Origin of the sequence: Arenimonas fontis (genome assembly GCF_008386465.1) — a bacterium.
In the GTDB taxonomy this organism is placed as follows: Bacteria; Pseudomonadota; Gammaproteobacteria; order Xanthomonadales; family Xanthomonadaceae; genus Arenimonas; species Arenimonas fontis.
The window spans coordinates 267,756-292,057 of record NZ_VUOD01000004.1 but is presented as its reverse complement, the minus strand read 5'-3'; the positions used below and the strand labels follow the sequence as shown (position 1 = coordinate 292,057).

The following is a 24,302-nucleotide window of genomic DNA, read 5'->3' as shown; positions in this document are numbered from 1 at the left end:
TCCTAGCTGGTCAGTGCGTACACGACGATATTGACGGCGAAACGGGTGTTGTCCTCGGCCAGCCAGCGCTTGTTGCGCCAGTCGTAGTCCCATTCGCAACCGTAGTCCTTGTTGCTGTAGAGCACGCCGAGGCGGCCGTTGATGGCGATGCCCTTGAGGTAGTCGTGCACCAGGTCGTCGCCCCAGCCGTTGAGTTCGAAGCTGGTGGCGGGCGGGCCGTCGAAACGGAAGAAGCTCGTGTAGATCGGATGGTCGTTCGGCAGCTTGCGCAGGGCGTCGCCGCCGAAGATCGAGGCCATCTCCGCCTCGAACGAGCGGGCGAACAGGCCGTCTATGTCGTGGTTGCAGTCATCCACGAACACGAAGCCGCCGTTGCGCACGTAACGCTCGAAATTGCGCCGCTCGTCCGCATTGAACTCCACCAGCTTGTGCCCGGCCAGATAGCAGAACGGGGCCTGCAGCACGCGCGGGTCGGCCAGCGCCAGCACGTGCTCGTTCGGGTCCACCCGCAGGCCGGTGTAGTCGATCAGCGAGGTGATCAGGTTGGCCGGCATGCGCTGGTCGACGTCCCAGTCGCCGGATTCGTACATCAGGCGGGTGAACCAGAAGTCGTAACCGCCGCCGCCGGCGCGCGCCGGGCGCACCGCCGCCGCGGCGAGGGCGGCGCCGAGCAGGCCGAGGAAACGACGGCGATGCAGCGGCGCCCCCATCCGGCCTCACACGGCGTCGGAAAGCGAGGTGAAGGTGAAGTCGCGCAGCTTCATCGGCGGGATCATCATCACGAACGGCGACTCGTCGCCGCTGATGCGGATCGGCTTGCCCAGCTCCTCGATGTTGTTGAGCATGATCACCGGCGACTCGTTGAAGCGGAAGTTCTTCACCGGGTGTTTGATTTCGCCGTTTTCGATGTAGAAGGTGCCGTCGCGGGTCAGGCCGGTCAGCAACACGGTTTGCGGGTCCACCATCCGGATGTACCAGGTGCGGGTGACCAGGATGCCGCGCTGGGTGCCCTTCACCAGTTCGGCGGTGGATTTGTCGCCGCCGGACATGATCAGGTTGCCGGGCTGGCCGACCGCGCGCTTGCCCTGCTTCTGGGCCCAGTAGCGCGAGTACTGCAGGTACTCGACCTTGCCGTCCTTGATGATCGGATGCGCCTCGCGCGGCAGGCCCTGCTGGTCCCAGGGCATGACCGCCGCCTCCGGGTGCCAGGGGTCGGCGACGATGGTCACGCGCGGGTCGTACACCTGCTCGCCCAGGCGGGTGCCGCCGCCCTTCTTGCTGAGGAAGCTGCGGCCCTCGTCGGCCTGGCGGGCGTCGAAGAAGAACATCATGAAACTGATCAGGCCGGCGGCTGCGGCCGGTTCCAGGATCACGGTGTACTTGCCCGGCTCCAGCGCCTTGGCCTCGGCCGAGTCGCGCGCCTTCCGGATCGCCACCTGGATGTCGTCGCCGGGGCTGAAGCGGCTGAAGTCGGCGGTGTTGCGCGAGACCCAGCCCGAGCCGCGGCCGTCCTCGGTGCGCACCGTGCAGGTGTAATCCATGTTGGTGCTGCGCTGGTAACCGAAGTTGCCCTTGGAGTTGGCGAAGGCGAAGAAGCTCTGGTTGTCCTGCAGGAAACCGGCGGCGATCAGCCCGGCGTCCTTGCAGGGTGCTATCGAGGCTGCCGCCACCTGGGCGCGCTGCTCGGGGGTGACGTCGGCGGTGGCCTGGACGAAGGTCGGGCTGGGACGGTAGCTCTGTTTCTCCAGCGCCGGCATGTACTCCGGATTCTCCGGCGCCAGCCGGGCCAGTTCTTCCGAGCGGCGCACCACCCGCTCCAGCGACGCATCGTCGAAGCTGTTGATGGTGGTGATGCCCTCGCGCTTGCCGAAGGCGGACTGCACCACCAACTGGGCGTTGGAGACGATGCCGCTGGTGGAGACCTGGTTGAGGGCGAAACGGATGTTGCCCTCCACCGAGCCGCTGAGAGTGGCGGTGCACTCGTCGGCCTGCGACAGCGCGAGGACCTTGTCGAGGATGGCCTTGGCCTGTTCTTCGCTGAGAATGCTCATGGTTTGCGGGCTCCTGGACCGGTCAGCCGATGTTGCGGGCGGTGTTGATGACGTTCATGCCGTCGAACCGGGCCGTGCTGGACCCGTGCGAGACGGCCGAAACCTGGCTGGGCTGGCCCTTGCCGTCGAAGAAGCTGCCGCCGAGCCGGTAGTCGGACTCGTCGCAGATCGCCGAGCAGGCGCCCCAGAATTCCGGCGTGCGGATCTGGTAGGCCACGTCTTCCAGCATCCGGGTGATCTCGCCGTTCCTGATTTCGTAGAACAGCTGGCCGCCGAACTGGGCGTTGTAGCGTTGCTGGTCGATCGAGAACGAGCCGTCGCCGATGATGTAGATGCCCTTCTCCACATTCTTGATCATGTCGGCGACCGAAAGCTTCGACTTGCCGGGCGCCAAGGAGACGTTGGCCATGCGCTGGAACTGCACGCTGGCCCAGGAGTCGGCATAACAGCAGCCGTGCGACTCGGTTTCGCCGAGGATGTGCACCTGGTCGCGGATGGCCTGGTAGTTGACCAGGATGCCGTCCTTGACCAGGTCCCAACGCTTGGTCTTGACGCCTTCGTCGTCGTAGCCGACGGCGCCCAGGCTGCCTTCCTGGGTCTTGTCGGCGAACAGGTTGACGATCTCGCTGCCGTAGCGGAAGCCGGACTCGCGCTTGTCGAGGGTGGCGAAGCTGGTGCCGGCGTAATTGGCTTCGTAGCCGAGCACGCGGTCCAGTTCCAGCGGGTGGCCGACGTTCTCGTGGATGGTCAGCCACAGGTGCGAGGGATCGAGCACCAGGTCGTACTTGCCGGGCTCGACCGAGGGCGCCGACAGTTTCTCCCGGGCCTGCCGCGCGGCGAAGCGGGCGTCCTCGATCATGTCGTAGGAGCGGCCGTAGCAGACCACCCCGTTGGGCAGGACGTATTTCTGCGACGGGTCGCCCTCCAGGTACTCCCAGCCCATGCCCATCGGCGCCGACAGGCCGTCGCGGGTGCGGAACTTGCCGGTCTCCTTGTTGACCGCGGTGACCGTGAACGGTGCCCATATCCGGTGCACGTCCTGGTCTATGTAGCTGCCGTCGGTGGAGGCGAAGTACTTCTGTTCGTTGACCAGGAACAGGATCGAGTTGACGAAATCGGCGCCGGCCTTCTGCGCCTCGGCGTTGACGCCCAGCAGCAGGTCTACCTTTTCCTTGAGCGGCACTTCCATGGCGTTCTTGCGGATCGGCGTACGCCAGCTGACCTCACCCACGCCCTTGACAGGTGCCAGCTGCACCGGCTTGGCCTGCAGGCGGCTGTTGGCCTTGGCGATGGCGACCGCCTGGCGAGCGGCGGCGGCCACGCCCTGCGGGCTGAGATCGCGGGTGGCGGCGAAGCCCCAGGCGCCGTTGGCGATCACCCGGATGCCGGTGCCGGTGGATTCGGTGTTGACGACGTTCTGGACCTTGTCCTCGCGGGTGATGACGAACTGCTGCAGGTAGCGGCCGATGCGCACGTCGCAGTAGCTGGCACCGGCATCGCGGGCGGCCTGCAGGCCGGCATCGGCCATGGCCTTCTTGATCGCCGGGTCGAGGCCACCGCCGACCAGCTCCTCGGCGGCGATCGCGCGGCTGTAGGGCATCAGCAGGCCGGCGAGGCCCAGGCCCGAGATTGTCAGGAAGTCGCGTCTGTCCATCGTGTCACTCCATCGGGAAGGGGCCGGACCCGGCGTCGCCGGTGGCGGAGGGCAATGCCCGGCCGACTCTGGGCGGCCGTGCCGGGAGCGTCAAGTGACTGATGGCCTAGTCCCGCCCGATCCGGGCACGGGATCGCGTTTTGCGGAACTTCAGCCGCGCCGGCACAGTCTGGGGAGCGATCCCACGTCCGGAGAGCTCGATGAGCCGACGATTCCATTACGGACCCTGGCTGGCGGTGGCGGTGCTGGCCCTCAGCGGGTTTCTGGTCTGGAAGTACTACCCGCGTCAGGCACCGGCCGAGCTGGTGGTGCCCGGGCCCGAGCCGGTGGCCACGGTGGAACAGGCGCCGCCGCCGGTGCAGCACCCGATCGGGCAGGTGCCGGTGCTTCCGGAAGACGCGCCGGCCGAGCCCTTGCCGGCCCTGGCCGACAGCGACGGCGCCGCGCTGGCGGCGCTGTCGGAGCTGCTGGGCGAGGATGCTGGCGCCTTCCTGCGCAGCGAGTTCCTGGTTCAGCGTCTGGTGGCGACCATCGACAACCTGCCCCGCGCCCGCATGACGCCGCAGGCTTACGTCGCCAGGCCGGTGGCCGGCCGCCTGGCGGTGGCCGGGGCGGACGGTCGGCACTGGCTGGACGAGGCCAATTTCACCCGCTACCAGGCCCATGTCCGGCTGCTGGAAGCGGTGGAGCCGCGTGCCCTGGTCTCCGTCTACGTGCGTTTCTATCCGCTGTTCCAGCAGGCGTACCGCGAGCTGGGCGTGCCCGACCGGCAGTTCAACGACCGCCTGGTCGAGGTACTGGACCACCTGATTGCCGCGCCGGAGCTTCGCGGGCCGGTCGAGCTGGTGCCGGCCGAGGGCAAGCCGCGCTGGCAGTTCGCCGACCCGCGCATGGAGGCGGCCTCGCTGGGCCACAAGCTGATGTGGCGGATCGGGCCCGACAATGCCGCCCGGGTGAAGGCGCGCCTGCGCACGCTGCGTGCCCTGCTGGCCGGAGAGGATCCGCAGGGCTGAACCCGCTGCCTGCCGCGGAGGCGCTGCGTTAGGCTCTGCGACGGCCGGACATCGGAGCGCGGGAGGGCGCGATGCTGCAACTGCTGGGTCGTGCGATCGCCCGCTTCCTGGCCAAGCCGCGGCCGCGTGGCAGCCATATCGCCACCAGTCCGTCCGGCCTGCTGGGCGCGACCCTGCGCAAGGGCGACGTGCTGCTGGTCGAGGGCAACAGCCGTTTCGCCACCGCGATCAAGTACCTTACCCAGTCCACCTGGTCGCATGCCGCGCTGTACATCGGCGACGCCCTGGGTCCGCCACCGCCGGGCGAGGAACCCAGGGTGCTGGTGGACGTGGACGTGCTCGAGGGCGTGCGCACCATTCCGCTGAGCACTTTCGCCGGCCTGCATACGCGGATCTGCCGCCCGGTCGGCCTGTCGCCGCAGGAGGTGGACGCGCTGGTGCGGTTCATGCTCGATCGCCGCGGCGTCGCCTACGACCTGAAAAACGTCTTCGACCTGGCCCGCTACTTCATCCGCACGCCGCCGGTGCCCGGCAGCATGAAGCGGCGCATGCTGGCCCTGGGAAGCGGCGAGCCGACCAAGGCCATCTGCTCCAGCCTGCTGGCCCAGGCCTTCGCCTCGATCCGCTACCCGATCCTGCCGGAGATCGAGCTGGAGGAACCGGCCGACCCGGCCGCGCGGCGACAGCGGCGCGAGATCCTGCACATCCGTCATCACAGCCTGTACGCGCCGCGCGACTTCGACGTCTCCCCCTTCTTTCAGATCGTCAAGCCACGCCTGGAGCACGGCTTCGACCACCGCAAGATGGTCTGGCACGAACCGGGCGGGGGAGGCCCCGGCGTGCTTGCCGAACCCGGACGACCGCAGCACGCCTGAGGGCCGCGCTACACTCGCGCCCCCGCGACGTCGCCGCCACGATGGCCCTCCCGCCCGATCCCGAACTGGAAACCCTGCTGCTGCCCCTGCGAATGGGCGAGCTCGCCTGGCCGGCGCAGGGCGGTGCCCTGCTGCTGCGGGCCCGCGCCGGTGCGGCGCTGCAAGCCTGGCGAGGCTGCGGCCTGGTCTGCGAGCAAAGCTTCCGGCCCTGGGCCGAGGCTTTGGCGCGGGCCGGGTTCGAGCTGTCCGAAGCGTCGCTGGACCCGAAGCCCGGGCCGACGCCGGTCGAATCCCGCCGCTATCCACTGGTGATGCTGCTGGCGCCGCGCCAGCGCGACGAATCGCGTGCGCTGCTGGCCCGCGCCGTGGATGCCTGCGCGCCCGGCGGCGTGGTGCTGGCCTGCGCCGGCAACAAGAGCGGCGGTCGTCCCCTGCAGGACGATCTGCAGCGGCTGGCCGGGCCGGTACGAACCCTCTCCAAGCACCATTGCCGCGCCAGCTGGACCGGGCCCCTGGCGGAAACCGCCGATCCGGCCCTGCTGGAGGCCTGGCGGTCGCTGGACGCACCCCGGCCGATCCTGGACGGTCGCTATCTGAGTCGGCCCGGCCTGTTCGCCTGGGACCGCGCCGATCCCGGCTCCACGCTGCTGCTGGAACAGCTGCCGGCCGACCTGGCCGGCGCCGCGGCAGATCTCGGCGCCGGTTGGGGCTTCCTCGGCGCCGAACTGCTGGCGCGCTGTCCGGGCATCACATCGCTGGACCTGTTCGAGGCCGAGGCACGGGCCCTGGCGCTGGCCCGGCGCAACCTGGCCGCCGCCACCATGCCGGTGCGCCTGCACTGGCACGATGTCGCCGGCGGAGTGCCGGGTCGCTACGACGTGATCGTGTGCAATCCGCCCTTCCATCAGGGCCGGGCCGACCGGCCCGAGCTCGGCCGCGCCTTCATCGCCACCGCTGCCGCGGCCCTGAAGCCGGGCGGCTGCCTGTGGCTGGTGGCGAACCGGCACCTGCCCTACGAATCGGCGCTTGCCTCGGATTTCGCGCACTGGCGGGTGGCGGCCGAGCGTGACGGCTTCAAGGTGTTCGAGGCGCGCAAGGGGCCGGCATGAAGCTGCTGAGACTGCTGGCGAACCTGGGCTACGGCAGCCGGAAACAGGTGGCTGCGCTGTTCCGCGAAGGACGGGTGACCGACGCGGACGGTGAAGTGCTGTATGCCGACGACGTGGTCGAACATGCACGGGTGCGCCTCGACGGGGAGCCGCTGGATCCCGCGCCCGGCCTGGTACTGATGCTGCACAAGCCGACCGGCTACACCTGTTCGACCCGCGACCAGGGCCGGCTGGTGTACGACCTGCTGCCGTCGCGATTCCGTTTGCGCAGGCCGGTGCTGGCGACGGTGGGGCGGCTCGATCGCGACACCTCCGGCCTGCTGCTGATGACCGACGACGGCGCCCTGCTGCACCGGATCATTTCGCCCAGGTCGCAGGTTCCCAAGGTGTACGAGGCCGAGCTGGCGCGCGACCTTCGCGGCGACGAAGCGGAGCTGTTCGGCAGCGGCGGCCTGTTGCTGGAGGGCGAAACCGCGCCGCTGGCACCTGCGGATTTCGAAGCCCTGGGTCCGCGTCGCGCCAGGCTGGTGTTGCGCGAAGGCCGTTACCACCAGGTGCGGCGCATGTTCGCGGCGGCCGGCAACCATGTGTTGGCGCTGCATCGTTGCGCCGTCGGCGGACTGCGGCTTGGCGACCTAGCTCCCGGTGCCTGGCGCCCGCTCGATCCCGCTGACCTGTCCCTGTTGTTGCCCGGATCCGGGACGTCCGTTCGGCACGGATGCTGAACGGCGGGGCGGTGCGGGCGGCGGATTCAAGGGCAATTCATCGCGATGGCGGCGAAATCGGCCCCGAGGACCGGCTGTGGTCCCGTCGCCGAAGAGGTGCAAGCATGAACAAGCTCGCTTTCGCTAGCGCGGCCCTGCTGCTCGCCGGCGGCATGGCCGGTCCCGTGTTGGCGGATCCGGATCGCCGCGAGGATCGCCGGGAATGGCGGCAGGAGGGCCGGGAGAACCGGCACGACCGCCGCGAGGATCGCCGCGACTGGCGCGCCGAGCGCCGGGAAGACCGCCGCGACTGGCGCCATGACCGCCGCGAGGATCGCCGCGACTGGCGCCATGAGCGCCGGGACGATCACAGGGCGGTCGTCCGCCATCGCGGCCACCAGCCCGTCTGGCGCGACCATCGCCCGGAATGGCGGCGCGTCCACTACTCGCGCCATCACCATCACCATCACTGGGACGGTTGGTACTGGGCGCCGCAGTACCGTTACCGGCCGCCTTACCGCTACGTCTATCCGCGCGGCTATCACTACACGGTCTGGCACGTGGGTTACCGCCTGCCGCCGCCGTTCTACGCCCGGCACTACCACCTGGACTACCGCTACTACCGGTTGCCGCCGCCGCCGCACGGCCATGTCTGGGTACGTGTGGACAGCGACGTGGTGCTGGTCGCGCTGGCCACCGGCATCGTCCTGGACGTGTTCTTCGACGTGTTCGGCTGAGCCGGCAGTCCTGCCTGCCGGAATCGGCGCGGGCGGCCTTCGGGCCGCCCGTTTCGTTCCGGCTGTCCGGCCGGGGCGGGGGCTCAGTCGGGGAACAGGGCCGGTTGCGGTGGCAGCTCGTCCTCGCGCGCGAAGTTGGCCAGGCCCACGCCGACCAGCCGGTACAGCGTGTGCGGCGGCAGTCCCACCCGCTGGCGCAGGGCCAGGGCGATGCCGGTGAACTCCTCCAGCGATTCCGGTGGCCGCGGTGGAGTGAGGCTGCGGGTCAGGACGCGGAAATCGGCGGTTTTCAGCTTCAGCATCACGGTGCGGCCGTAGCGGCCACGCTCGCGCGTGGCCGCCGCCCAGGCCCTGGCCGCCAGCATGCGGATCGCCTCGCCGGTCTGCGCCAGCGGCAGGTCGTGTTCGAAGGTGTCCTCGGCCGACACCTGCAGGCTGGGCCGTTCGGCTTCCACCGGGTGCTCGTCGATGCCCAGGGAAAGTTCGTGCAGACGCCGGCCCCAGCGGCCGAAGCGCTTCTCCAGGGCCTCGGCGCCGAAGGCACGCAGCTGGCCGACCGTGCGCAGGCCCAGCGCCGCCAGCTGGCGCTCCATCACCTTGCCGACGCCGGGCAGCCGGCCGACGGGCAGCGGCGCCAGGAAGGACGGCACCCGCGAGGGCGTGAGCACGAACAGGCCATCGGGCTTGTTCCAGTCGCTGGCGATCTTGGCCAGGAACTTGTTCGGCGCCACCCCGGCCGAGGCGGTCAGCCCGGTTTCCTCGCGGATGGCGGCGCGGATGGCCGCGGCGACGGCGGTGGCGCTGGGCAGGCCCTGCTTGTTCACCGTCACGTCCAGATAGGCCTCGTCCAGGGACAGCGGCTCGATCAGGTCGGTATGGCGGGCGAAGATTTCCCGCACCTGGCGCGACACCGCCCGGTAGCGGGGGAAATCCGGCGGCACGAACACCGCCTGTGGGCACAGTTTCTCGGCCCGCAGCGCCGGCATGGCCGAGCGCACCCCGAACCGGCGCGCCTCGTAGCTGGCGGCGCAGACCACCGAGCGGGCGCCGCGCCAGGCAACGACGACGGGTTTTCCGCGCAGCGAGGGATCGTCGCGCTGTTCCACCGACGCATAGAAGGCGTCCATGTCCACATGCACGATCTTGCGCGGCGGGCCGGCCATGCGCCGATTCTCGCCCAGGATGGCGTCGCCGTCGCGGCGACGGCGGACCGGCGCGGTCCTCGACCCTTGCCGGGCCGACCGGCCGGCTCAGTGCGGACGCAGGCGAAACCGCTCCCGGTAGTCGGCCGGGGTGAGCGAGGTGGCGCGCTTGAACAGCTTGCGGAAGCTGGACGGGTCGGAATAGCCACAGCGCTCGACGATCTCGTCGAAGCTCAGCAGGGTGGATTCCAGCAGTGCCTTGGCCCGCTCCACCCGCAGGTGCTGGATGTGCGCCAGCGGGCTGACGCCGTAATGCTGGCGGAAGTGCCGCAGCAAGCTGCGTTCGCTGGTGCCGCAGTGCCCGGCCAGTTCGCCGACGCTGATGTCGCGGTGCAGTTCGCGCTGCAGGAACTGTTCTACTTTCTCCGAGAGCGAATGCCTGGGGCGCTCGGACAGCGCCAGGCTGATGTAGGGCGCCTGGCTTTGCCGGTCCGGGTCGATCAGCAGCATGCGGGCGGTCATCTGCGCCAGGTCCGCGTCCACTTGGCGCGCCAGCACCCGCAGCACGTAACCGAGGATGGCGGTGCTGGCGCCGGTGGTGGCGACGCCGCCGTCCTCGACATACATGCGTTCCACGTCCATCCGCACCTTCGGGTAGCGTTTGCGGAACACGCCGTCCAGCCACCAGCTGGTGGTGGCCTGCAGACCGTCCAGCAGGCCGGCCTCGGCCAGCAGGAAGGCGCCGCAGCAGCTCGCCGCCAGCGGCACGCCGCGCAGGTTCAGGGCGCGCAGCAGTTCGATCTCGGGGCCCATGCGCTCCAGCTTGCGCAGCGCGTCGGCGCCGCTGGCGTGCATGTAACCGGGCACCAGCAACAGGTCCAGCGGATGGTCGGGCGAGAGCACCGGTCCCAGAGCCAGACCGCCGCAGCCGGCCATCTGGCGCTCGCCGCGGGCGCCCACCAGCACGGTGTCCAGGCGCAGCGGGGTGGCCGGATCCCGCACCTGGGCCAGCTTCTGGGCGACCCGGATGATCTCCATCGGACCGACCACGGCCGTGAGCATGGCGTCTTCGACCGCCAGCAAGCCCAGGGTGAAGCGGCGTTCAGCGCGTGACATAGATGGCTCCGGAGTGACGGTCCAGCCACTCGACCAGGGCGGTCGGCACGGCCAGGGCGGGCCGATCCGCCGGCAAGGTCTGATCGCAGGGCACCAACAGGACTTCGCCGGGGTGCCCGGGCGGCAGCGGGGTGGACGAGGGCGCGAGCAACTGCGGCCGGCCGGCCCGGTCCCGGGTCAGCAGCCACAGCCCGCGTGGCGGGGCCAGCCCGGCCCGGCAGGATTCGCGGACGCGCAACTGCAGGTCCTCGCCGTTCGGACCCAGCAGCCGCCAGGCGCCGCGCCGAGGGTGCAGCACGGCGGAATAGCGACTGCCTTCGACGAACACGGCGTCGTCGGCGGGCGGTTCGACCGGTGCGGCCGCCGCGGGCGGGGCGATCAGGCCGGCATACAGGATCGGCAACAAGCACAGGGCAAGGCGGTGTTTCATGACGAGGCTCCCAAAGGCACCGGTGGGGGGGATCCGGTGCGGGATAGGCTCGCCGAGGGCGGAATCCGCCGGGAGTGGCGAAAACGACGCTTTGCAGGTCGAAACGGCCAAAGCCGCCCGCTGCGGCCTCCCTGGCTCCGGTTCCGACAGGCCGGGACTGGCTGGACTCAGTCGCAGCCTTCGCGGTAGTACAGCCAGCCGGTCAGCTTGCCCTCCCGATCCAGCGCCCGTTCCACTCGCCCGCAGTGCAGGACGGGGGCGCCGTCCCGGGCCGGCAGCCATTCCGGCCGGCCCTCGCCCGCGAGCCGGTCGTCGGCCGCCACCAGGCGGATGGCGTCGATGGCGCCGGTGCCGGTGTCCACCACGCAGTCGAACCGGTCCTGCCCCGAATCCCGCAGCCGGACGCCGGCCTTGCCCCGGTTCATCGGCCAGGCGACGGTGACCGCCTCGGTGGCGACACCGGCGTCGAAGGCGCACCGACGCAAGGCCGGACCCAGCTCTGGCAGCAGCCGGCTCCAGTCGTCCTGCGGTTTGCCGGCCGGGTCGTGGGCGGGTGCGTTGGCCATGTCCAGCCCGTATTCGGCCCGGCAGCAGCCCTGGCCCTGGCCGTCCGGCCAGCTCACGACGGCCGACCAGGGCAAGGCCGGGCCGTCGGCCATGGTGTCGAAGCATTGGCCGGGCGAGATCAGTGCTTCGACCATCTCCCCGGGGCCGTCCACCGGCGCGCCGCGGTAGCGCCAGGCGCCGCCGGCCAGGGCACGGAGCTCGCCCTCCAGGGCGAGCTCGCCGTAGGGCTGCTTGAACAGGCCGTCGCCGTCGCCGGCGTCCAGTGCCCAGAAGGGCTCGTTACCGCGGCAGAGGAAGGCGCGCGGTACCTCCTCCGGTCCCGGCGCGGCAGGCTCGACGGGTGGGGCCGGCACCCCGGAGGAGGCGGATGGCGGCGGTTCCGGTGTCGGTGCGGTGGCGCCGGGGGCAGCCTCCTCCTGCCGGCAGGCGCTCAGCAGCAAGAGCAACAAGGCGGGGATCCAGCGATGCATCGGGAGTCTCCGGAGCCAGGGGGCTGGGCGGGACGATGCCGGAGCCTCTGCCGGCGGGCAAGTCCGGCTGAACGGCGGCCGGCCGGGTCCGGGGCGCAGGTCAACGGGGCGGGGAGCGCGGCGTTGAAGACCCGTGCAAACGCGGAATGGTCCGCCAGACGAGGAGAACCCGATGAAGCGCACCCTGATCTTCACCGCCCTGGCCCTGGCCGGCGGCCTTGCCCTGGCCCGGGACGAGACCGGAGGCGAGGCCCGCCGCGCCGAGTGGCGAGCCCAGGCCGAGGCCCGCTTCGCCGAGGCCGACAAGGACGGCGACGGCCGCCTGGACAAGGTCGAAGCCCAGGCCGCGTTCGGCGATCGGTTCGTGGCCCGGTTCGACCGCATGGACGGCGACGGCGACGGCGAACTGACACCGGACGAGATGCGCCGGGCGCATCGCGGCCTGCGCCACGGCCACCGCCGCATGGCCTATTCCGCCGGACTGTGGCGGGGCATGGACGACGACGGCGATGGCCTGATCAGCCGGGCCGAACTCGGCGACAAGATGCCGCGCCTGGCCGAGGACTTCGCCGCCATCGACAGCGACCGCGACGGCAAGCTCAGCCGCGGCGAAGTACGTGCCTGGCGCAAGGCCGGACACGAGCGGCGCGGCACCGGTGATGAGGGCTGAGGCCTCCGGTGGCCGGGGTCGCCCCGCTGCGACCCCGGCCACGACACTCAGAAGCGGATGCCGGCGCTCAGGCCGTAGACCAGCGGGTCCACCTCGGCGGTGCCGACGTTGCCCAGCGTTTCGATGCTGACGTCGGTGTCGAAATCCAGCTTGCGCACGTCCAGGCGCAGGAAGAAGTTCTCGGTGAAGTAGACGTCCGCGCCGGCGTTGAAACTGATGCCGTTGGCATCGTCGGCGCGGATGCCGAGGCCGGCCAGCGGGCCCAGCGTGCGCTCGCCCGACAGGCTCACCCAGCCGTAACCCAGGCCGACGAAGGGGCGGAACCGTCCCTCGCTCATGAAGTGGTAGTTGATGCCCAGTGTGGTCGGACGGTGTTCGACGCCGGCCACGGTGCCCAGGCCGGCCAGGCTGACTTCGTGTTCGAACCTGGCCAGGCCGCTCCAGAGTTCCGCCGACCAGTTGTCGGCAAAGTGCCAGGCGACGCTTCCGGTCAGGCTCCAGTCGTCGTTGACGTCGGCCTCGGCGCCGGCAAGGGTACCGTTGCCCGACTTGGGGTTGACGTTCTGATAGCCGATGGTGGCGCTGAAGTCCTGGGCCGAGGCGGGGGCGATGGCCAGGGCGCTGGCGAGGGCCAGCAGGCTCAGGGGGGTGCGGCGCATGCTCGTGTCTCCGTGCGGTTTCGGGGGGATCGGCCGGGGCCGGGTGGACAGAGCCTGCCCTTCGGCAGGTCAAGCGGCGGTGAGCCTGGCGTCGAGGGCGGGTGAAGCGGCCAAGCCTGAACTCCAGTGAACCGACCGCCGGAACCCGGGCCTTCCGGCACGGGTCAAGGCTGGGACGTGGGCGGGAAGCTCGGCCCGTGAAGCCGACCGGAGCCGGCGCCGGGAGTCGCCGGTCCGTCCTTTTGCGCTCGGGCTTTCCGGCCCCACCCGGGTGCGTCCAGCACGCGTGCCCACGGTGTTTGCGTCCCCGATGCCTCCCGTCTCCCCACGGGAGGTTTCTTTTTTGCCCGCCCGTTTCGCGTTGCGCAGGCTTGCGGCGCCCGCATGCCATCTGCCGGACCGGCGCGTCCGCGTTTGCGGGGGCGAGGCCCCGACGTGGTGTCGGCGCCCTTGGCCCGGCGGACCGGGACGGCGACAATGGTCGTCTTTGGAAACACGCGCGGGTGGACCCATGGCCGAGCTGAAGGAAGCACGGGTGCCGGATATCGGCGACCACAAGGACGTGCCGGTGATCGAACTGCTGGTGCAGCCCGGCGACACCGTGAAGAAGGACCAGGGCCTGGTGACCCTGGAATCCGACAAGGCCACGATGGAAGTGCCCGCCCCCTTCGACGGCGTGGTGCGCGAGCTCAAGGTCAAGGTCGGTGACGAACTGAGCACGGGCGCGGTCGTGGCCCTGATCGAGCCGGTGGCCCCCGCCGGCGAGGGCGAGGCGGGCGGTCGGCAAGGCGGCGAGCCGGCGGCCGGGCCTGGGCCGGTCGCGGAGGCGGCCGATCGCGCCTCCACGCCCCCTCGGGGCGACGCCGCGTCGGGCCGCAGCGGATCGAGCGCCGGCGTGTCCGGGCGGGGGAACGTCGCCGCGCCGGCCTCGCCCCGGCCGGGGGAGGCCGCCCCGCCGCGCAGCCCGCCGGTCGCCTTCGATGCCGAGGGCGTGATGCCGGACAAGGTGCCCTACGCCAGCCCGGCGGTGCGCCTGTTCGCCCGCGAACTGGGCGTGGACCTCGGCCAGGTCAGCGGCAGCGCCCGCGGCGGCCGCATCACCCGCGAGGACGTGCAGGCCTTCGTGAAGTCGGTGATGAGCGGTGGTACCGCGGTGGCCGGCGGTGGTGGAGGGCTGAACCTGATCCCGTGGCCGAAGGTGGACTTCGGCAAGTTCGGTCCCGTCGAGCGCAAGCCGCTGTCGCGCATCCAGAAGCTCAGCGGCGCCAATCTGGCGCGCAACTGGGCCATGATCCCGCACGTCACCCAGCACGACGAGGCCGACATCACCGAGATGGAGGCCTTCCGCAAGCGCCTGGGCGAGGAGAACAAGGACGTCAAGGTGACGCCGCTGGTCTTCCTGATCAAGGCGGTGGTGGCGGCGCTGAAGAAGTTCCCCGCCTTCAATGCCTCGCTCGAGGGCGATGAGCTGGTACTGAAGAACTACTTCCACATCGGCATCGCCGTGGACACGCCAGATGGCCTGGTCGTGCCGGTGATCCGCGATGCCGACCGCAAGGGCCTGCTGGAACTGGCCCGCGAGCTGGCCGAGGTCAGCGCCCGCGCCCGCGAGAAGAAGCTCGGCGCCGCCGACATGCAAGGCGGTTGTTTCTCCATCAGTTCGCTCGGCGGCATCGGCGGCACCGCCTTCACGCCGATCATCAATGCGCCGGAGGTGGCCATTCTCGGCGTCTCGCGCAGCGCCATGAAGCCGGTGTGGAACGGCAAGGAGTTCGCGCCGCGGCTGATGCTGCCGCTCAGCCTGAGTTACGACCACCGGGTCATCGACGGCGCGGCCGCGGCCCGCTTCACCAGCTACCTGGCCCAGGTGCTGGCCGACCTGCGCCGGCTGCTGCTCTGATGGCCGAGGCCTTGCCCGCAGTTCCCGGCCAGGTGCCCGCGCGGGTGCGGGTGGCGGCCGTGCAGTACGGCCAGCACCGGATAGCCGGCTTCGATGAATTCGCCGGCAAGGTGGAGGAGTTCGTGCGGGTGGCCGCCGATTACGGCAGCGACTTCGTCTGCTTCCCGGAGCTGTTCAGCCTGCAGCTGCTCAGCGCCGAACCGCGCATGCTCGCCCCGGCCGAGGCGCTGGAGCGGCTGAGCGGATACACCCCCGCTTTCACCGAACTGCTGGGCCGCCTGGCCGGGCAGTACGGCGTCCACATCGTCGGCGGCACCCACCCGACCCACACCGGCGAGGGGCCGCGCAACATCTGCTTCGTCGCCACCCGCGACGGCCGCCTGCATCGGCGCGACAAGCTGCACATCACCCCCAGCGAGCAGGACAGCTGGAAAGTGCAGGGCGGCGAGGAGGCCGACGTGATCCCGACCGATGCCGGCCCGATCGGCATCATGGTCTGCTACGACAGCGAGTTTCCCGAACTGGGCCGGCACCTGGCCGACCAGGGCGCGCTGCTGCTGTTCGTGCCCTACTGCACCGACCTTCGCAGCGGCCACCTGCGGGTGCGCTACAGCTGCCAGGCGCGGGCGGTGGAGAACCAGGTCCACGTGGTGGCGGCCGGCAACGTCGGCCATTGCCCGAACGTCGCCAATTTCGACATCCAGTATGCGCAATCGGGTGTGTACACGCCCTGCGATTTTCCGTTCCCGCCCGAGGGCATCGCCGCCGAGGCCAGCCCGCAGGCGGAGCAGATCGTGTTCGCCGACCTGGACCTGGAGGCGCTGCTGCAGGCGCGCCGGTCCGGCACGGTGAGGAACCTACAGGACCGGCGTCCGGCGCTGTACGCGCAGTGGCGCCGCGGCCGTTGACGGGAGGAGGCCATGGCCAGGATCGAACTTCGCGTGCCCGACCTGGGCGACAACAGGGACGTGCCGGTGATCGAGCTGCTGGTGCAGCCCGGCGACGTCGTGAAGAAGGACCAGGGCCTGCTCACGCTGGAGTCCGACAAGGCCACGATGGAAGTGCCCGCCAGCGCCGCCGGCAAGGTGCTGGAGTTGAAGGTGAAGGTGGGCGACGCGGTCTCCGCCGGCGACCTGATCGCCATCGTCGAAGCCGAGGCAGTCGCCGAGGCGCCGGTGGCGGAAGCACCGAAGGCGGCCCAGGCCGCCGCTGCCCCTTCCCCCCGGCCCTCTCCCGCGAGGGGAGAGGGAGCCAGCCAAAGCCCGGCGCCCGCTGCCGCGGCCGGTTCCGGCCGCAAGGCCGACATCGAATGCCGGATGCTGGTGCTGGGCGCCGGCCCCGGCGGCTACACCGCCGCCTTCCGCGCTGCCGACCTCGGCCTCGACACGGTGCTGGTGGAGCGTTACGAAGCCCTGGGCGGCGTCTGCCTCAACGTCGGCTGCATTCCTTCCAAGGCCCTGCTGCACGCCGCCGAGGTGCTGCAGGAGGCGCGTCACGCCGCCGATTACGGCATCGAATTCGGCAAGCCGAAGATCGACCTGGACAAGCTGCGCGCGCACAAGGAAAAAGTCGTCGCGCAGATGAACAAGGGCCTGGCCGGGATGGCGAAGCAGCGCCAGGTGCGCACCGTCACCGGTACCGGCCGCTTCGTGTCGCCGCACGAGCTCGAGGTCGAGACCGCCGAGGGCACGAAACTGCTGCGCTTCGAACAGTGCATCGTCGCCGCCGGCTCGCAGCCGGTGAAGCTGCCCGGCTTCCCCTGGGACGACCCGCGGGTGATGGATTCCACCGACGCCCTGATGCTGGCCGAGATCCCCAGGCAGTTGCTGGTGGTCGGTGGCGGCATCATCGGCCTGGAGATGGCCTGCGTGTACAGCGCCCTCGGCAGCGAGGTGACGGTTGTCGAATTCATGGACCAGCTGATGCCGGGCGCCGACAAGGACCTGGTCAGGCCGCTGGCCGAGCTGCTGCGCAAGCGTGGTGTTTCCGTGCACCTGGGCTGCAAGGTTTCCAGGGTGGAGGCGAAGAAGGACGGTCTGCACGCCAGCTTCGAGGGCGAGAAGGCGCCGGAGCGCGGCCGCTACGACCGCGTGCTGGTGGCGGTGGGCCGGGCGCCGAACGGCGGCAGGCTCGGCCTGGACAAGGCTGGCGTCGCCGTCAGCGAGCGTGGTTTCGTGCCGGTGGACCGGCAAATGCGTACCAAGGCGCCGCACATCTTCGCCATCGGCGATCTGGTCGGGCAGCCGATGCTGGCGCACAAGGCGACGCACGAGGGCAAGCTGGCGGCCGAGGTCGCCGCCGGCCACAGGAAGGAGTGGGTGGCGCGGGTGATACCCTCGGTGGCCTATACCGACCCCGAGGTGGCCTGGGTTGGCGTCACCGAAACCGAGGCGAAAGCCAAGGGCCTGAAGGTGGGCGTGGCGAAGTTCCCGTGGGCCGCCTCCGGCCGCGCCGTCGGCCTGGGCCGCACCGAAGGCTTCACCAAGCTGATCTTCGACGAGGCCACCGACCGGGTGATCGGTGCCGGCATCGTCGGCCCGCGCGCCGGTGACCTGATCGCCGAAGCGGCCTTGGCCATCGAGATGGGCTGCGAGGCGGCCGACATCGGCCACACCATCCATCCGCATCCGACCCTGGGCGAATCGGTTGCCATGGCCGCCGAGATCCAGGAAGGCAGCATCACCGACCTCTACCTGCCCAAACGCAAGTAGGGCGGGTACGCCGCCGACGGGGAGGGTGGCCGGGTCGCCGTCCGGCCCTCTCGGCGCAGGGGCGATCGATAGCAACTATCAAAGCGAACAGAACCTTCGATTGGACGAATCGAGGCAGAGGCAGGACACTGGTGCCCGGACAGGTTGCCGGAGCGCCGACATGGCCAAGACCGCAAGTTTCGCCGCCGTGCATTTCACCGTCGCCTTCGGCGTCGGCTATGCACTGACCGGCAGCGCCGTGGTCGGCGGCGCCCTGGCCCTGGTGGAACCGGCCTGCAACACCCTGGCCTACCACCTGCACGAGAAGGTGTGGAAGCGGATCGAGGCGCGCCGCGCCCTTCATCCGGCGGCGGCGTCCGCGCCCTTGCGTCTCTGAGCCGCCCACGGTTCGTATTCCGCCGGCACTCGTATCCGGGGCTGGAGCGTGGCGGCGGGATCGACACGCCCCGGTGGCGACACCGGGGCGTGGTTTTTCCGGCCTGGGGGTGTCGGCGCCGCGCCGGACCTGCGCCGGCGTGGTGGCTCAGACGTCTTCGAGCCGTTCGCCGTCCGGACGCGGTGGCACGTGGGTGTCCTGCGGGCTGCCCGGCAACTGCGGCAGCTCGTCCATGTGCAGCGCAAGGGCGGCCTTGGCCATCAGGTGGGCGCTGATCGGCGCGGTGATGAACAGGAAGGCGGTGATCAGCAGCTCGCGCGGCTGCGGGTCGCTGCCGATGAGGGCGTGGTAGCCGACCGAGGCCAGCAGCACGCAGCCCACGCCCAGGGTGCTGGCCTTGGTCGGCGCGTGCAGGCGCTTGAAGAACTCCGATAGCCGCACCAGGCCGAAGGCACCGACGAAGATGAAGAAGGCGGCGCCCAGCAACAGCAGCACCAGGGCGATTTCGAAGGCGATGTAGGCAGCCTGCATCATTCGACGATGTCCCTGCGGATGACGAACTTGGAAAGCACGACGGTGCCGACGAAGCCGAGCATGGCGATCACCAGCGCCGCCTCGAAGTAGATGGCGCTGCGCATGTGCATGCCCAGCAGCATCAGCTCGGCGATGGCGGTGACGTTGAGCGTGTCGAGGGCGAGGATGCGATCGGGCAGGGTGGGGCCGCGCAGCAGCCGGTACAGGCCCATCAGCATGGCCACGCCGACCACGTACATGACTGCCACGATGGTGGTGTCGATCAGGGGATAGCCGAAGACCTGGATGCCGGTCATGGGAAGATCTCCATCAGCGGGCGCTCGTAGCGGCGCTTGATCTGCGCCACCAGGGCGGCCTCGTCCTGCAGGTTGAACACGTGGATCAGCAGGTATTTGCGGTCGTGCGACAGGGCCGCGCTGACCGTGCCGGGGGTCAGGGTGATGAAGCTGGCCAGGGCGGTGATGCCGTGGATGTTGGCGATATCCAGCGGGTACCACACGAAGGCCGGACGGATCCTGTCCTCGCGGCCCAGGACCCGGCGGGCGACTTCGATGTTGGACAGCACGATGTCCTTGGCCAGGACCAGCAGCAGCAGCGGTACCGGCCGCAGGCGGCCGATGCGGGCGAACTCGCGGTCCAGCCGGGCTGCCCAGGGCGGGATCACCAGGCCGAGCGCCGCCGCCAGCAGCACGTTGCCAACCGTGATGCTGTCCATCATCAGCAGCCAGAACACGCAGATGGTCAGGCTGAGCGGTGGCGAGGGCAGCCAACGGCGCAGGTTCATGGCCTCCTCCGTGCCGGCAGGGTATCGCGCACGGCCTCGAGATAGGCAGGCGAGGCGCGCAGCTGCTCGGCCGCGGCCTGCGTGTAGCCCAGCAACGGCGCCGCCAGCAGGCTCATCGCCACGCCGAGGGCCAGCAGCAGTGCGACGGCGGCCGATTCGGTCAGCCGCAGGCGCGGGCGGGTGTGGGCGGCGGCGGCCTGGGTCGCGCCGGGCGTGCCGGTGCGCCAGAAGATGCGGCTGCCGGCCCGGGTCAGCCCGACCACGACCATGAAGCTGCTGGCCAGGATCGCCGGCCAGGCCCAGCGGACGTCGCCGGTCGGCGTCGCCGCCAGGATGGCCGCCTTGCCGATGAAACCCGACAGCGGTGGCAGCCCGGCCACCGATATCGCCGCCAGCAGGTACATCACCCCGGCGGTGCGTCGCATCGCCGGCGGGGCGACCAGCTCGCGGATGTCACTGCTGGCGTCGCCGCGGCCGCGGCGCACCAGGTCGGCCACCATGAACAGGGCGGCGGCGACGAAACTGCTGTGCACCATGTAATACAGGCCGGCCGCGGTGGCGGCGGGCGTGCCCAGGCCGAAGGCGATGAACAGCGTCGAGGCCGAGGCGATCACCAGGTAGGCCACCAGCACCCGCATTCGTGCCGCCGCCAGCACGCCGAGCGCGGCCAGGCCCAGGCCGGCAACCGCGGCTGGCACGATCCAGGTCTGGCCGAAGCCGGCGAAGGCGCCGGCTTCGGGCCCGAACCACAGGCTGCCGACCCGCAGGCTGGCGTAGACGCCGACCTTGGTCATGATCGCGAACAGGGCCGCCACCGCTGCCGGCGCCCGGGTGTAGGCCTCGGGCAGCCACAGATACATGGGCAGAAGCGCCGCCTTGGCGCAGAACACCACCAGCAACAGGCCCAGCGCCGCCTGCACCAGCGGCCGCGACTCCGGCGCCGCGGCGGCGATGCGCGCCGACAGCTCGGCCATGTTCAGGCTGCCCAGCAGGCCGTAGATCAGTCCCAGCGAAATCAGGAACAGGGTGGATGCGGCGATGTTGAAGGCGACGTAGTGCAGGCCGGCGCTCATGCGCACGCCGCGGCCGCCGGACAGCATCAGGCCGTAGGAGGCGATCAGCATCACCTCGAAGAACACGAACAGGTTGAAGATGTCGCCGGTGAGGAAGGCGCCGGCCAGGCCGGCCAGCTGCAGCTGGAACAGGGCGTGGAAATGCGGTGCCCGCCGGTCCCAGCCGGAGCAGGCGTGCAGCAGGCAGGCGGCGCCCAGCAGCGCCGTGGTCAGCACCATCAGCGCCGACAGGCGGTCCGCCATCAGCACGATGCCCAGCCGGGCCGGCCAGTCGCCCAGCAGGTAGAACTGCACGTCGCCGCCGGCGGCGGTGCGGAACAGTGCAATGGCCGCCGCCAGCGTCGCCAGCATGAATACCCAGGCGACGATGCGCTGAACGCGCGTTCCGAACCGGCGGTGTTCGACGAACAGGGATGCCGCCCCGCCGATCATGGGCAGCAGGATGGGCAGGATCGGCAGATGCGCGGTCATCGGCCGGTCTCCTCGCGCTCCCGCGTCAGCGGCTCCTCGGCGTCCACGTGATCGCTGTCGTTGTCGCCCCGGCTGCGCATGGCCAGGACGATGGCCACCGCGGTCATCGCGAAGCTGATCACGATCGCGGTCAGCACCAGGGCCTGCGGCAGCGGGTCGGTGTAGTTGCCGAGATCGGCCTCGACGCCCGGCCGCAGCACCGGCGGCTTGCCGGTGACCAGCCGGCCGCCGGAAAAGATCAGCAGGTTGGCGGCGTAGGACAGCAGGGTCAGGCCGAGGATGACGTCGAAGCTGCGGGCGCGCAGCAGCAGGTAGACGCCGGCGAAAACCAGCACGCCGATGCCGGAGGCGAGCGCCAGTTCCATCAGTCGGCCTCCCCGGTGATCGGCGAACGCCGGCGGGTGTCGATGTAGCCGCGGTGGGCGATCAGCTTCCTCGAGGGTTTGAGCGTGCCCATCATCGAGAGGATCAGCATGGTGCCGCCGAACACCACCAGGTAGACGCCGGCGTCGAACACCATGGCGCTGGCCAGTGGCACGTGCCCGATCAGCGGCAGGTGCAGGTCGGCATGGCCGCTGGTGAGGAAGGGCGTGCCGAACACGAAGGGGACGACGCCGCCGGCAATGGCCACCAGCAGGCCGGCGCCCACACAGCGCACGTAATCGAACCCGAAACGCGATTCCACCGACTGCGCGCCCTGGATCACGTACTGCACCAGCAGGGGCACCGCCAAGGTCAGCCCGGCGATGAAACCGCCGCCTGGCGCGTTGTGTCCGCGCAGGAACAGGAAGATGGATACCACCAGGGTCAGCGGGAACATGATCTGGGCCAGATCGGCCGGCACCGGAAGCGGCACCGGCGGGCCCGGCATCCGCTTCTCCGGCGCCATCCTGGCCCGCCGCAGCAGTGCGTGCACCACCAGGCCGGCGATGCCGTACACGGTGATCTCGCCGAAGGTGTCGAAGCCGCGGAAGTCCACCAGGATCACGTTGACGACGTTGGCGCCCCAGGCCTCGGGCAGGGAGCGGGCCAGGATCTCGCCGGCGATCGTGTCGCGCGGCGACGTCATCATGGCGTAGGCCAGCAGGGCCACGCCGGCGCCGGCGACCAGGGCGATACCGCCGTCGCGCAGCCGCCGCGCCAAGCTGCGTTCGGGTGGCGAGCGCTGCGGCAGGTAGTGCAGGCCCAGCAGCAGTAGCGACAGGGTGACCATTTCCACCAGCAGCTGGGTCAGGGCCAGGTCGGGCGCGGACAGGGCGACGAAGGTGAGGCTGACCGCGAGCCCGGCGCCGCCCAGCACCACCACCGCGATCAGGCGATGGCGGTACAGGGCCAGGGTGGCCAGGGCCGAGCCGACCAGCAGGATCCACAGCACCCAGGCCAGGCGATCCATCGCCCCCTGGCCGGCCAGGCGGGTGCCGAGATCGCCAAGCAGCCCCGCCTCGCCGGCCAGCAGGGGGGCGGCTGCGGCGGCCACCGCCGCCAGCACCAGCCACAGCAGGCTGCGTTGCATGCTGCCGTTGGCGAGGGTGTGGGTGAAGCGTCGGGCCAGGCGGAACAGCGCCTCGATGTTGACCATGAACAGGTGCCGGCCCAGCGAACGGGTGACCACCGCGTGCAGGTCCAGCAACCGGCGCAGGCCGAAATACAGGCAGATGCCGCCGACGATGCCGGCCAGGCTCATCAGCAGCGGTGTGTTGATGCCGTGCCAGACCGCCAGGCTGTACTGCGGCACCGCCTCGCCCAGTACGCCGCGGACGGCAGTGTCGAGCGTCGGCCCGATGGACCATTGCGGCAGCATGCCCACCGCCAGACACAGCAACACCAGCACCGCCACCGGCAGGCGCATGAACCGCGGTGGCTCGTGCGGCTCGCGTTCCACTGCGCGCGGGCCTTTGCCGAAGAAGGTGTCGTGCACGAAGCGCAGGCTGTAGGCCACGCCGAAAACGCCGTAGAGCAGGGCGGCGATGGAGACGAACCAGCGCATGCCGGCGTGACCCTCGATGGACAGGGCCTCGGCGAAGAACATTTCCTTGGACAGGAAGCCGTTCAGCAGCGGGATTCCGGCCATGGCCAGGCTGGCGATGATGGCCAGGGCCGCAGTGGTCGGCATGTGCCGGCGCAGGCCGCCGAGCCGGCGCATGTCGCGGGTGCCGGTTTCGTGGTCGATGATGCCGGCGGCCATGAACAGCGAAGCCTTGAAGGTGGCGTGGTTGAGGATGTGGAACAGGCCGGCCACCACCGCCATCGGCGTGCCCAGGCCGAACAGCAATGTGATCAGGCCCAGGTGCGAGATGGTGGAGTAGGCCAGCAGGCCCTTGAGGTCGTGCTGGAAGATGGCGTTCCAGGCGCCGACCAGCAGCGTGGTCGCGCCGACGCCGCTCACCACGTAGAAGAACAGTTCGCTGCCGGCCAGGGCCGGATGCAGGCGTGCCAGCAGGAATACGCCCACCTTCACCATCGCCGCCGAGTGCAGGTAGGCCGAGACCGGCGTCGGTGCCGCCATCGCATGCGGCAGCCAGAAGTGGAAGGGGAACTGCGCGCTCTTGGTGAACACCGCCAGCAGCACCAGGCCCAGGGCCAGCGGATACCAGGGGCTGGCCAGGATCTGCGGCCCGGCCGCCAGCACGGCGTCCAGCTCGAAGCTGCCGACGATGCGGCCCAGCAGCAGGGCACCGCCGAGCAGGGCCAGGCCGCCGCCGGCGGTGAGGGTGAGCGCCATGCGCGCGCCCTCGCGGGCGTCCTCGCGTTGGAACCAGAAGCCGATCAGCAGGAAGGAGCTGATCGAGGTGAGCTCCCAGAACACCACCAGCAGCAGCAGGTTGCCGGCGGTCACCACGCCCAGCATGGCGCCCATGAACAGCAGCAGGTAGCCGAAGAAACGCGGCATGTGGTCGCGCTCGCCCAGGTAATAGCGGGCGTACAGCACGATCAGGCCGCCGATGGCCAGCACCAGGCCGGCGAACATCCAGGCCAGGCCGTCCAGGCGCAGCGACAGGGCCAGGCCCAGCTCCGGCACCCAGGGCCGCAGGTTGCGCACCACTTCGCCTTCCATCACTCGCGGCGTCAGCCCGGCCAGCAGGGCCAGGCCGGTCAGCGGCGCCAGGCCGGCCAGCCAGGCCGACAGGCGTCGGGCCCGTTCCGGCATCAGCAGCAGGACCAGGGCCAGGACGAAGGGGATGGCGAGGATGGCCTCGAGCATCGCGTTCCTTGCAGGGGCGCGCCGCGGCGGCAGCGCCGCGGGCGACGGGGTCGG

General features: G+C 70.4%; 24 protein-coding genes. 10 read left to right on the top strand and 14 right to left on the bottom strand.

Going from position 1 to position 24,302, the window contains the following annotated elements:
* Nucleotides 1-2: 2 nt before the first annotated feature.
* From F0415_RS07380 to F0415_RS07370, 3 genes are read right to left on the bottom strand one after another with little or no spacing between them, the layout of a single operon-like run.
* Entirely contained in the window at nucleotides 3-710 is a 708-nt protein-coding gene (locus F0415_RS07380) for a DUF4159 domain-containing protein (protein WP_149860554.1), read from the bottom strand.
* A 6-nt stretch (nucleotides 711-716) separates the two neighbouring features.
* On the bottom strand, nucleotides 717-2,051 hold the full coding sequence (locus F0415_RS07375) for a TldD/PmbA family protein (RefSeq protein WP_149860553.1): 1,335 nt from the start codon (nucleotides 2,049-2,051) through the stop codon (nucleotides 717-719).
* A 22-nt stretch (nucleotides 2,052-2,073) separates the two neighbouring features.
* Nucleotides 2,074-3,705, bottom strand: coding sequence for a TldD/PmbA family protein (locus F0415_RS07370; protein ID WP_149860552.1), 1,632 nt, complete (start codon nucleotides 3,703-3,705; stop codon nucleotides 2,074-2,076).
* 200 nt (nucleotides 3,706-3,905) lie between these two features.
* Between F0415_RS07370 and F0415_RS07365 the strand changes: the two genes are divergently transcribed.
* From F0415_RS07365 to F0415_RS07345, 5 genes are all read left to right on the top strand, one after another.
* Nucleotides 3,906-4,718, top strand: coding sequence for a DUF3014 domain-containing protein (locus F0415_RS07365; RefSeq protein WP_149860551.1), 813 nt, complete (start codon nucleotides 3,906-3,908; stop codon nucleotides 4,716-4,718).
* A gap of 71 nt (nucleotides 4,719-4,789) precedes the next feature.
* A complete protein-coding gene (locus F0415_RS07360; RefSeq protein ID WP_149860550.1) occupies nucleotides 4,790-5,593 on the top strand; it encodes a C40 family peptidase in 804 nt (267 codons plus the stop codon).
* Nucleotides 5,594-5,634: 41 nt separating this feature from the next.
* Nucleotides 5,635-6,702 carry a class I SAM-dependent methyltransferase gene (locus F0415_RS07355; RefSeq protein ID WP_149860549.1) on the top strand — a complete coding sequence of 356 codons (1,068 nt, stop codon included), beginning with the start codon at nucleotides 5,635-5,637 and terminating at the stop codon, nucleotides 6,700-6,702.
* Nucleotides 6,699-7,427: a pseudouridine synthase gene (locus F0415_RS07350; RefSeq protein ID WP_149860548.1), complete on the top strand. Its 729-nt coding sequence runs from the start codon at nucleotides 6,699-6,701 to the stop codon at nucleotides 7,425-7,427. The genes F0415_RS07355 and F0415_RS07350 overlap by 4 nt, the downstream gene beginning before the upstream one ends.
* Nucleotides 7,428-7,531: 104 nt before the next feature.
* Nucleotides 7,532-8,143 (top strand): RcnB family protein, encoded by a 612-nt coding sequence (locus F0415_RS07345; RefSeq protein WP_149860547.1) that lies wholly within the window; start codon nucleotides 7,532-7,534, stop codon nucleotides 8,141-8,143.
* Nucleotides 8,144-8,226: 83 nt separating this feature from the next.
* Here the strand turns inward: F0415_RS07345 and dinB are convergent, their stop codons facing one another.
* From dinB to F0415_RS07325, 4 genes are all read right to left on the bottom strand, one after another.
* On the bottom strand, nucleotides 8,227-9,306 hold the full coding sequence (dinB, locus tag F0415_RS07340) for a DNA polymerase IV (RefSeq protein WP_149860546.1): 1,080 nt from the start codon (nucleotides 9,304-9,306) through the stop codon (nucleotides 8,227-8,229).
* 87 nt (nucleotides 9,307-9,393) lie between these two features.
* The gene (locus F0415_RS07335) at nucleotides 9,394-10,401 is read right to left on the bottom strand and encodes a GlxA family transcriptional regulator (protein ID WP_149860545.1); all 1,008 of its coding nucleotides are present in this window, start codon (nucleotides 10,399-10,401) and stop codon (nucleotides 9,394-9,396) included.
* Entirely contained in the window at nucleotides 10,388-10,831 is a 444-nt protein-coding gene (locus F0415_RS07330) for a hypothetical protein (protein ID WP_149860544.1), read from the bottom strand. Before F0415_RS07330 ends, F0415_RS07335 begins: the two co-directional genes overlap by 14 nt.
* Before the next feature lie 167 nt (nucleotides 10,832-10,998).
* Entirely contained in the window at nucleotides 10,999-11,868 is an 870-nt protein-coding gene (locus F0415_RS07325; RefSeq protein WP_149860543.1) for a hypothetical protein, read from the bottom strand.
* A 172-nt stretch (nucleotides 11,869-12,040) separates the two neighbouring features.
* Between F0415_RS07325 and F0415_RS07320 the strand changes: the two genes are divergently transcribed.
* A complete protein-coding gene (locus F0415_RS07320; protein WP_149860542.1) occupies nucleotides 12,041-12,538 on the top strand; it encodes an EF-hand domain-containing protein in 498 nt (165 codons plus the stop codon).
* Nucleotides 12,539-12,585: 47 nt separating this feature from the next.
* Here the strand turns inward: F0415_RS07320 and F0415_RS07315 are convergent, their stop codons facing one another.
* On the bottom strand, nucleotides 12,586-13,197 hold the full coding sequence (locus F0415_RS07315; RefSeq protein WP_149860541.1) for an OmpW/AlkL family protein: 612 nt from the start codon (nucleotides 13,195-13,197) through the stop codon (nucleotides 12,586-12,588).
* A gap of 511 nt (nucleotides 13,198-13,708) precedes the next feature.
* On the opposite strand from F0415_RS07315, the gene F0415_RS07310 reads away from it, so the two are divergent.
* The 4 genes from F0415_RS07310 to F0415_RS07295 all read left to right on the top strand — a co-directional run bounded on the left by F0415_RS07310 (nucleotide 13,709) and on the right by F0415_RS07295 (nucleotide 18,184).
* Nucleotides 13,709-15,097, top strand: coding sequence for a dihydrolipoyllysine-residue acetyltransferase (locus F0415_RS07310; protein WP_149860540.1), 1,389 nt, complete (start codon nucleotides 13,709-13,711; stop codon nucleotides 15,095-15,097).
* An 11-nt stretch (nucleotides 15,098-15,108) separates the two neighbouring features.
* A complete protein-coding gene (locus tag F0415_RS07305; protein ID WP_188310321.1) occupies nucleotides 15,109-16,005 on the top strand; it encodes a carbon-nitrogen hydrolase family protein in 897 nt (298 codons plus the stop codon).
* A gap of 12 nt (nucleotides 16,006-16,017) precedes the next feature.
* The gene (gene lpdA / locus F0415_RS07300) at nucleotides 16,018-17,808 is read left to right on the top strand and encodes a dihydrolipoyl dehydrogenase (RefSeq protein WP_149860538.1); all 1,791 of its coding nucleotides are present in this window, start codon (nucleotides 16,018-16,020) and stop codon (nucleotides 17,806-17,808) included.
* Between the two features lie 160 nt (nucleotides 17,809-17,968).
* Nucleotides 17,969-18,184, top strand: coding sequence for a DUF2061 domain-containing protein (locus tag F0415_RS07295; RefSeq protein ID WP_149860537.1), 216 nt, complete (start codon nucleotides 17,969-17,971; stop codon nucleotides 18,182-18,184).
* Nucleotides 18,185-18,331: 147 nt separating this feature from the next.
* Here the strand turns inward: F0415_RS07295 and F0415_RS07290 are convergent, their stop codons facing one another.
* The 6 genes from F0415_RS07290 to F0415_RS07265 are packed head-to-tail and all read right to left on the bottom strand — an operon-like array spanning nucleotide 18,332 to nucleotide 24,248.
* Nucleotides 18,332-18,715 carry a Na+/H+ antiporter subunit G gene (locus F0415_RS07290; protein WP_149860626.1) on the bottom strand — a complete coding sequence of 128 codons (384 nt, stop codon included), beginning with the start codon at nucleotides 18,713-18,715 and terminating at the stop codon, nucleotides 18,332-18,334.
* Nucleotides 18,715-19,014, bottom strand: coding sequence for a K+/H+ antiporter subunit F (locus F0415_RS07285; RefSeq protein ID WP_149860536.1), 300 nt, complete (start codon nucleotides 19,012-19,014; stop codon nucleotides 18,715-18,717). Before F0415_RS07285 ends, F0415_RS07290 begins: the two co-directional genes overlap by 1 nt.
* On the bottom strand, nucleotides 19,011-19,502 hold the full coding sequence (locus F0415_RS07280) for a Na+/H+ antiporter subunit E (RefSeq protein ID WP_149860535.1): 492 nt from the start codon (nucleotides 19,500-19,502) through the stop codon (nucleotides 19,011-19,013). The genes F0415_RS07285 and F0415_RS07280 overlap by 4 nt, the downstream gene beginning before the upstream one ends.
* The gene (locus F0415_RS07275; RefSeq protein WP_149860534.1) at nucleotides 19,499-21,046 is read right to left on the bottom strand and encodes a monovalent cation/H+ antiporter subunit D; all 1,548 of its coding nucleotides are present in this window, start codon (nucleotides 21,044-21,046) and stop codon (nucleotides 19,499-19,501) included. Before F0415_RS07275 ends, F0415_RS07280 begins: the two co-directional genes overlap by 4 nt.
* Nucleotides 21,043-21,411, bottom strand: a complete 369-nt coding sequence (locus F0415_RS07270; protein ID WP_149860533.1) for a Na+/H+ antiporter subunit C — start codon at nucleotides 21,409-21,411, stop codon at nucleotides 21,043-21,045. Before F0415_RS07270 ends, F0415_RS07275 begins: the two co-directional genes overlap by 4 nt.
* Nucleotides 21,411-24,248, bottom strand: a complete 2,838-nt coding sequence (locus F0415_RS07265; RefSeq protein WP_149860532.1) for a monovalent cation/H+ antiporter subunit A — start codon at nucleotides 24,246-24,248, stop codon at nucleotides 21,411-21,413. The genes F0415_RS07270 and F0415_RS07265 overlap by 1 nt, the downstream gene beginning before the upstream one ends.
* Nucleotides 24,249-24,302 lie beyond the last annotated feature (54 nt).

What these genes read in the sequence shown, in the direction of transcription:
- F0415_RS07295 (WP_149860537.1), top strand. Translation starts at nt 17,969, where the DNA reads ATGGCCAAGACCGCAAGTTTCGCCGCCGTGCATTTCACCGTCGCCTTC.
- F0415_RS07330 (WP_149860544.1), bottom strand. Translation starts at nt 10,831, where the DNA reads ATGAAACACCGCCTTGCCCTGTGCTTGTTGCCGATCCTGTATGCCGGC.
- F0415_RS07350 (WP_149860548.1), top strand. Translation starts at nt 6,699, where the DNA reads ATGAAGCTGCTGAGACTGCTGGCGAACCTGGGCTACGGCAGCCGGAAA.
- F0415_RS07335 (WP_149860545.1), bottom strand. Translation starts at nt 10,401, where the DNA reads ATGTCACGCGCTGAACGCCGCTTCACCCTGGGCTTGCTGGCGGTCGAA.
- F0415_RS07380 (WP_149860554.1), bottom strand. Translation starts at nt 710, where the DNA reads ATGGGGGCGCCGCTGCATCGCCGTCGTTTCCTCGGCCTGCTCGGCGCC.
- F0415_RS07365 (WP_149860551.1), top strand. Translation starts at nt 3,906, where the DNA reads ATGAGCCGACGATTCCATTACGGACCCTGGCTGGCGGTGGCGGTGCTG.
- F0415_RS07290 (WP_149860626.1), bottom strand. Translation starts at nt 18,715, where the DNA reads ATGCAGGCTGCCTACATCGCCTTCGAAATCGCCCTGGTGCTGCTGTTG.
- F0415_RS07265 (WP_149860532.1), bottom strand. Translation starts at nt 24,248, where the DNA reads ATGCTCGAGGCCATCCTCGCCATCCCCTTCGTCCTGGCCCTGGTCCTG.
- F0415_RS07310 (WP_149860540.1), top strand. Translation starts at nt 13,709, where the DNA reads ATGGCCGAGCTGAAGGAAGCACGGGTGCCGGATATCGGCGACCACAAG.
- F0415_RS07360 (WP_149860550.1), top strand. Translation starts at nt 4,790, where the DNA reads ATGCTGCAACTGCTGGGTCGTGCGATCGCCCGCTTCCTGGCCAAGCCG.
- F0415_RS07345 (WP_149860547.1), top strand. Translation starts at nt 7,532, where the DNA reads ATGAACAAGCTCGCTTTCGCTAGCGCGGCCCTGCTGCTCGCCGGCGGC.
- F0415_RS07370 (WP_149860552.1), bottom strand. Translation starts at nt 3,705, where the DNA reads ATGGACAGACGCGACTTCCTGACAATCTCGGGCCTGGGCCTCGCCGGC.
- F0415_RS07280 (WP_149860535.1), bottom strand. Translation starts at nt 19,502, where the DNA reads ATGAACCTGCGCCGTTGGCTGCCCTCGCCACCGCTCAGCCTGACCATC.
- lpdA (WP_149860538.1), top strand. Translation starts at nt 16,018, where the DNA reads ATGGCCAGGATCGAACTTCGCGTGCCCGACCTGGGCGACAACAGGGAC.
- F0415_RS07275 (WP_149860534.1), bottom strand. Translation starts at nt 21,046, where the DNA reads ATGACCGCGCATCTGCCGATCCTGCCCATCCTGCTGCCCATGATCGGC.
- F0415_RS07270 (WP_149860533.1), bottom strand. Translation starts at nt 21,411, where the DNA reads ATGGAACTGGCGCTCGCCTCCGGCATCGGCGTGCTGGTTTTCGCCGGC.
- F0415_RS07355 (WP_149860549.1), top strand. Translation starts at nt 5,635, where the DNA reads ATGGCCCTCCCGCCCGATCCCGAACTGGAAACCCTGCTGCTGCCCCTG.
- F0415_RS07315 (WP_149860541.1), bottom strand. Translation starts at nt 13,197, where the DNA reads ATGCGCCGCACCCCCCTGAGCCTGCTGGCCCTCGCCAGCGCCCTGGCC.
- F0415_RS07325 (WP_149860543.1), bottom strand. Translation starts at nt 11,868, where the DNA reads ATGCATCGCTGGATCCCCGCCTTGTTGCTCTTGCTGCTGAGCGCCTGC.
- F0415_RS07375 (WP_149860553.1), bottom strand. Translation starts at nt 2,051, where the DNA reads ATGAGCATTCTCAGCGAAGAACAGGCCAAGGCCATCCTCGACAAGGTC.
- F0415_RS07320 (WP_149860542.1), top strand. Translation starts at nt 12,041, where the DNA reads ATGAAGCGCACCCTGATCTTCACCGCCCTGGCCCTGGCCGGCGGCCTT.
- F0415_RS07285 (WP_149860536.1), bottom strand. Translation starts at nt 19,014, where the DNA reads ATGACCGGCATCCAGGTCTTCGGCTATCCCCTGATCGACACCACCATC.
- dinB (WP_149860546.1), bottom strand. Translation starts at nt 9,306, where the DNA reads ATGGCCGGCCCGCCGCGCAAGATCGTGCATGTGGACATGGACGCCTTC.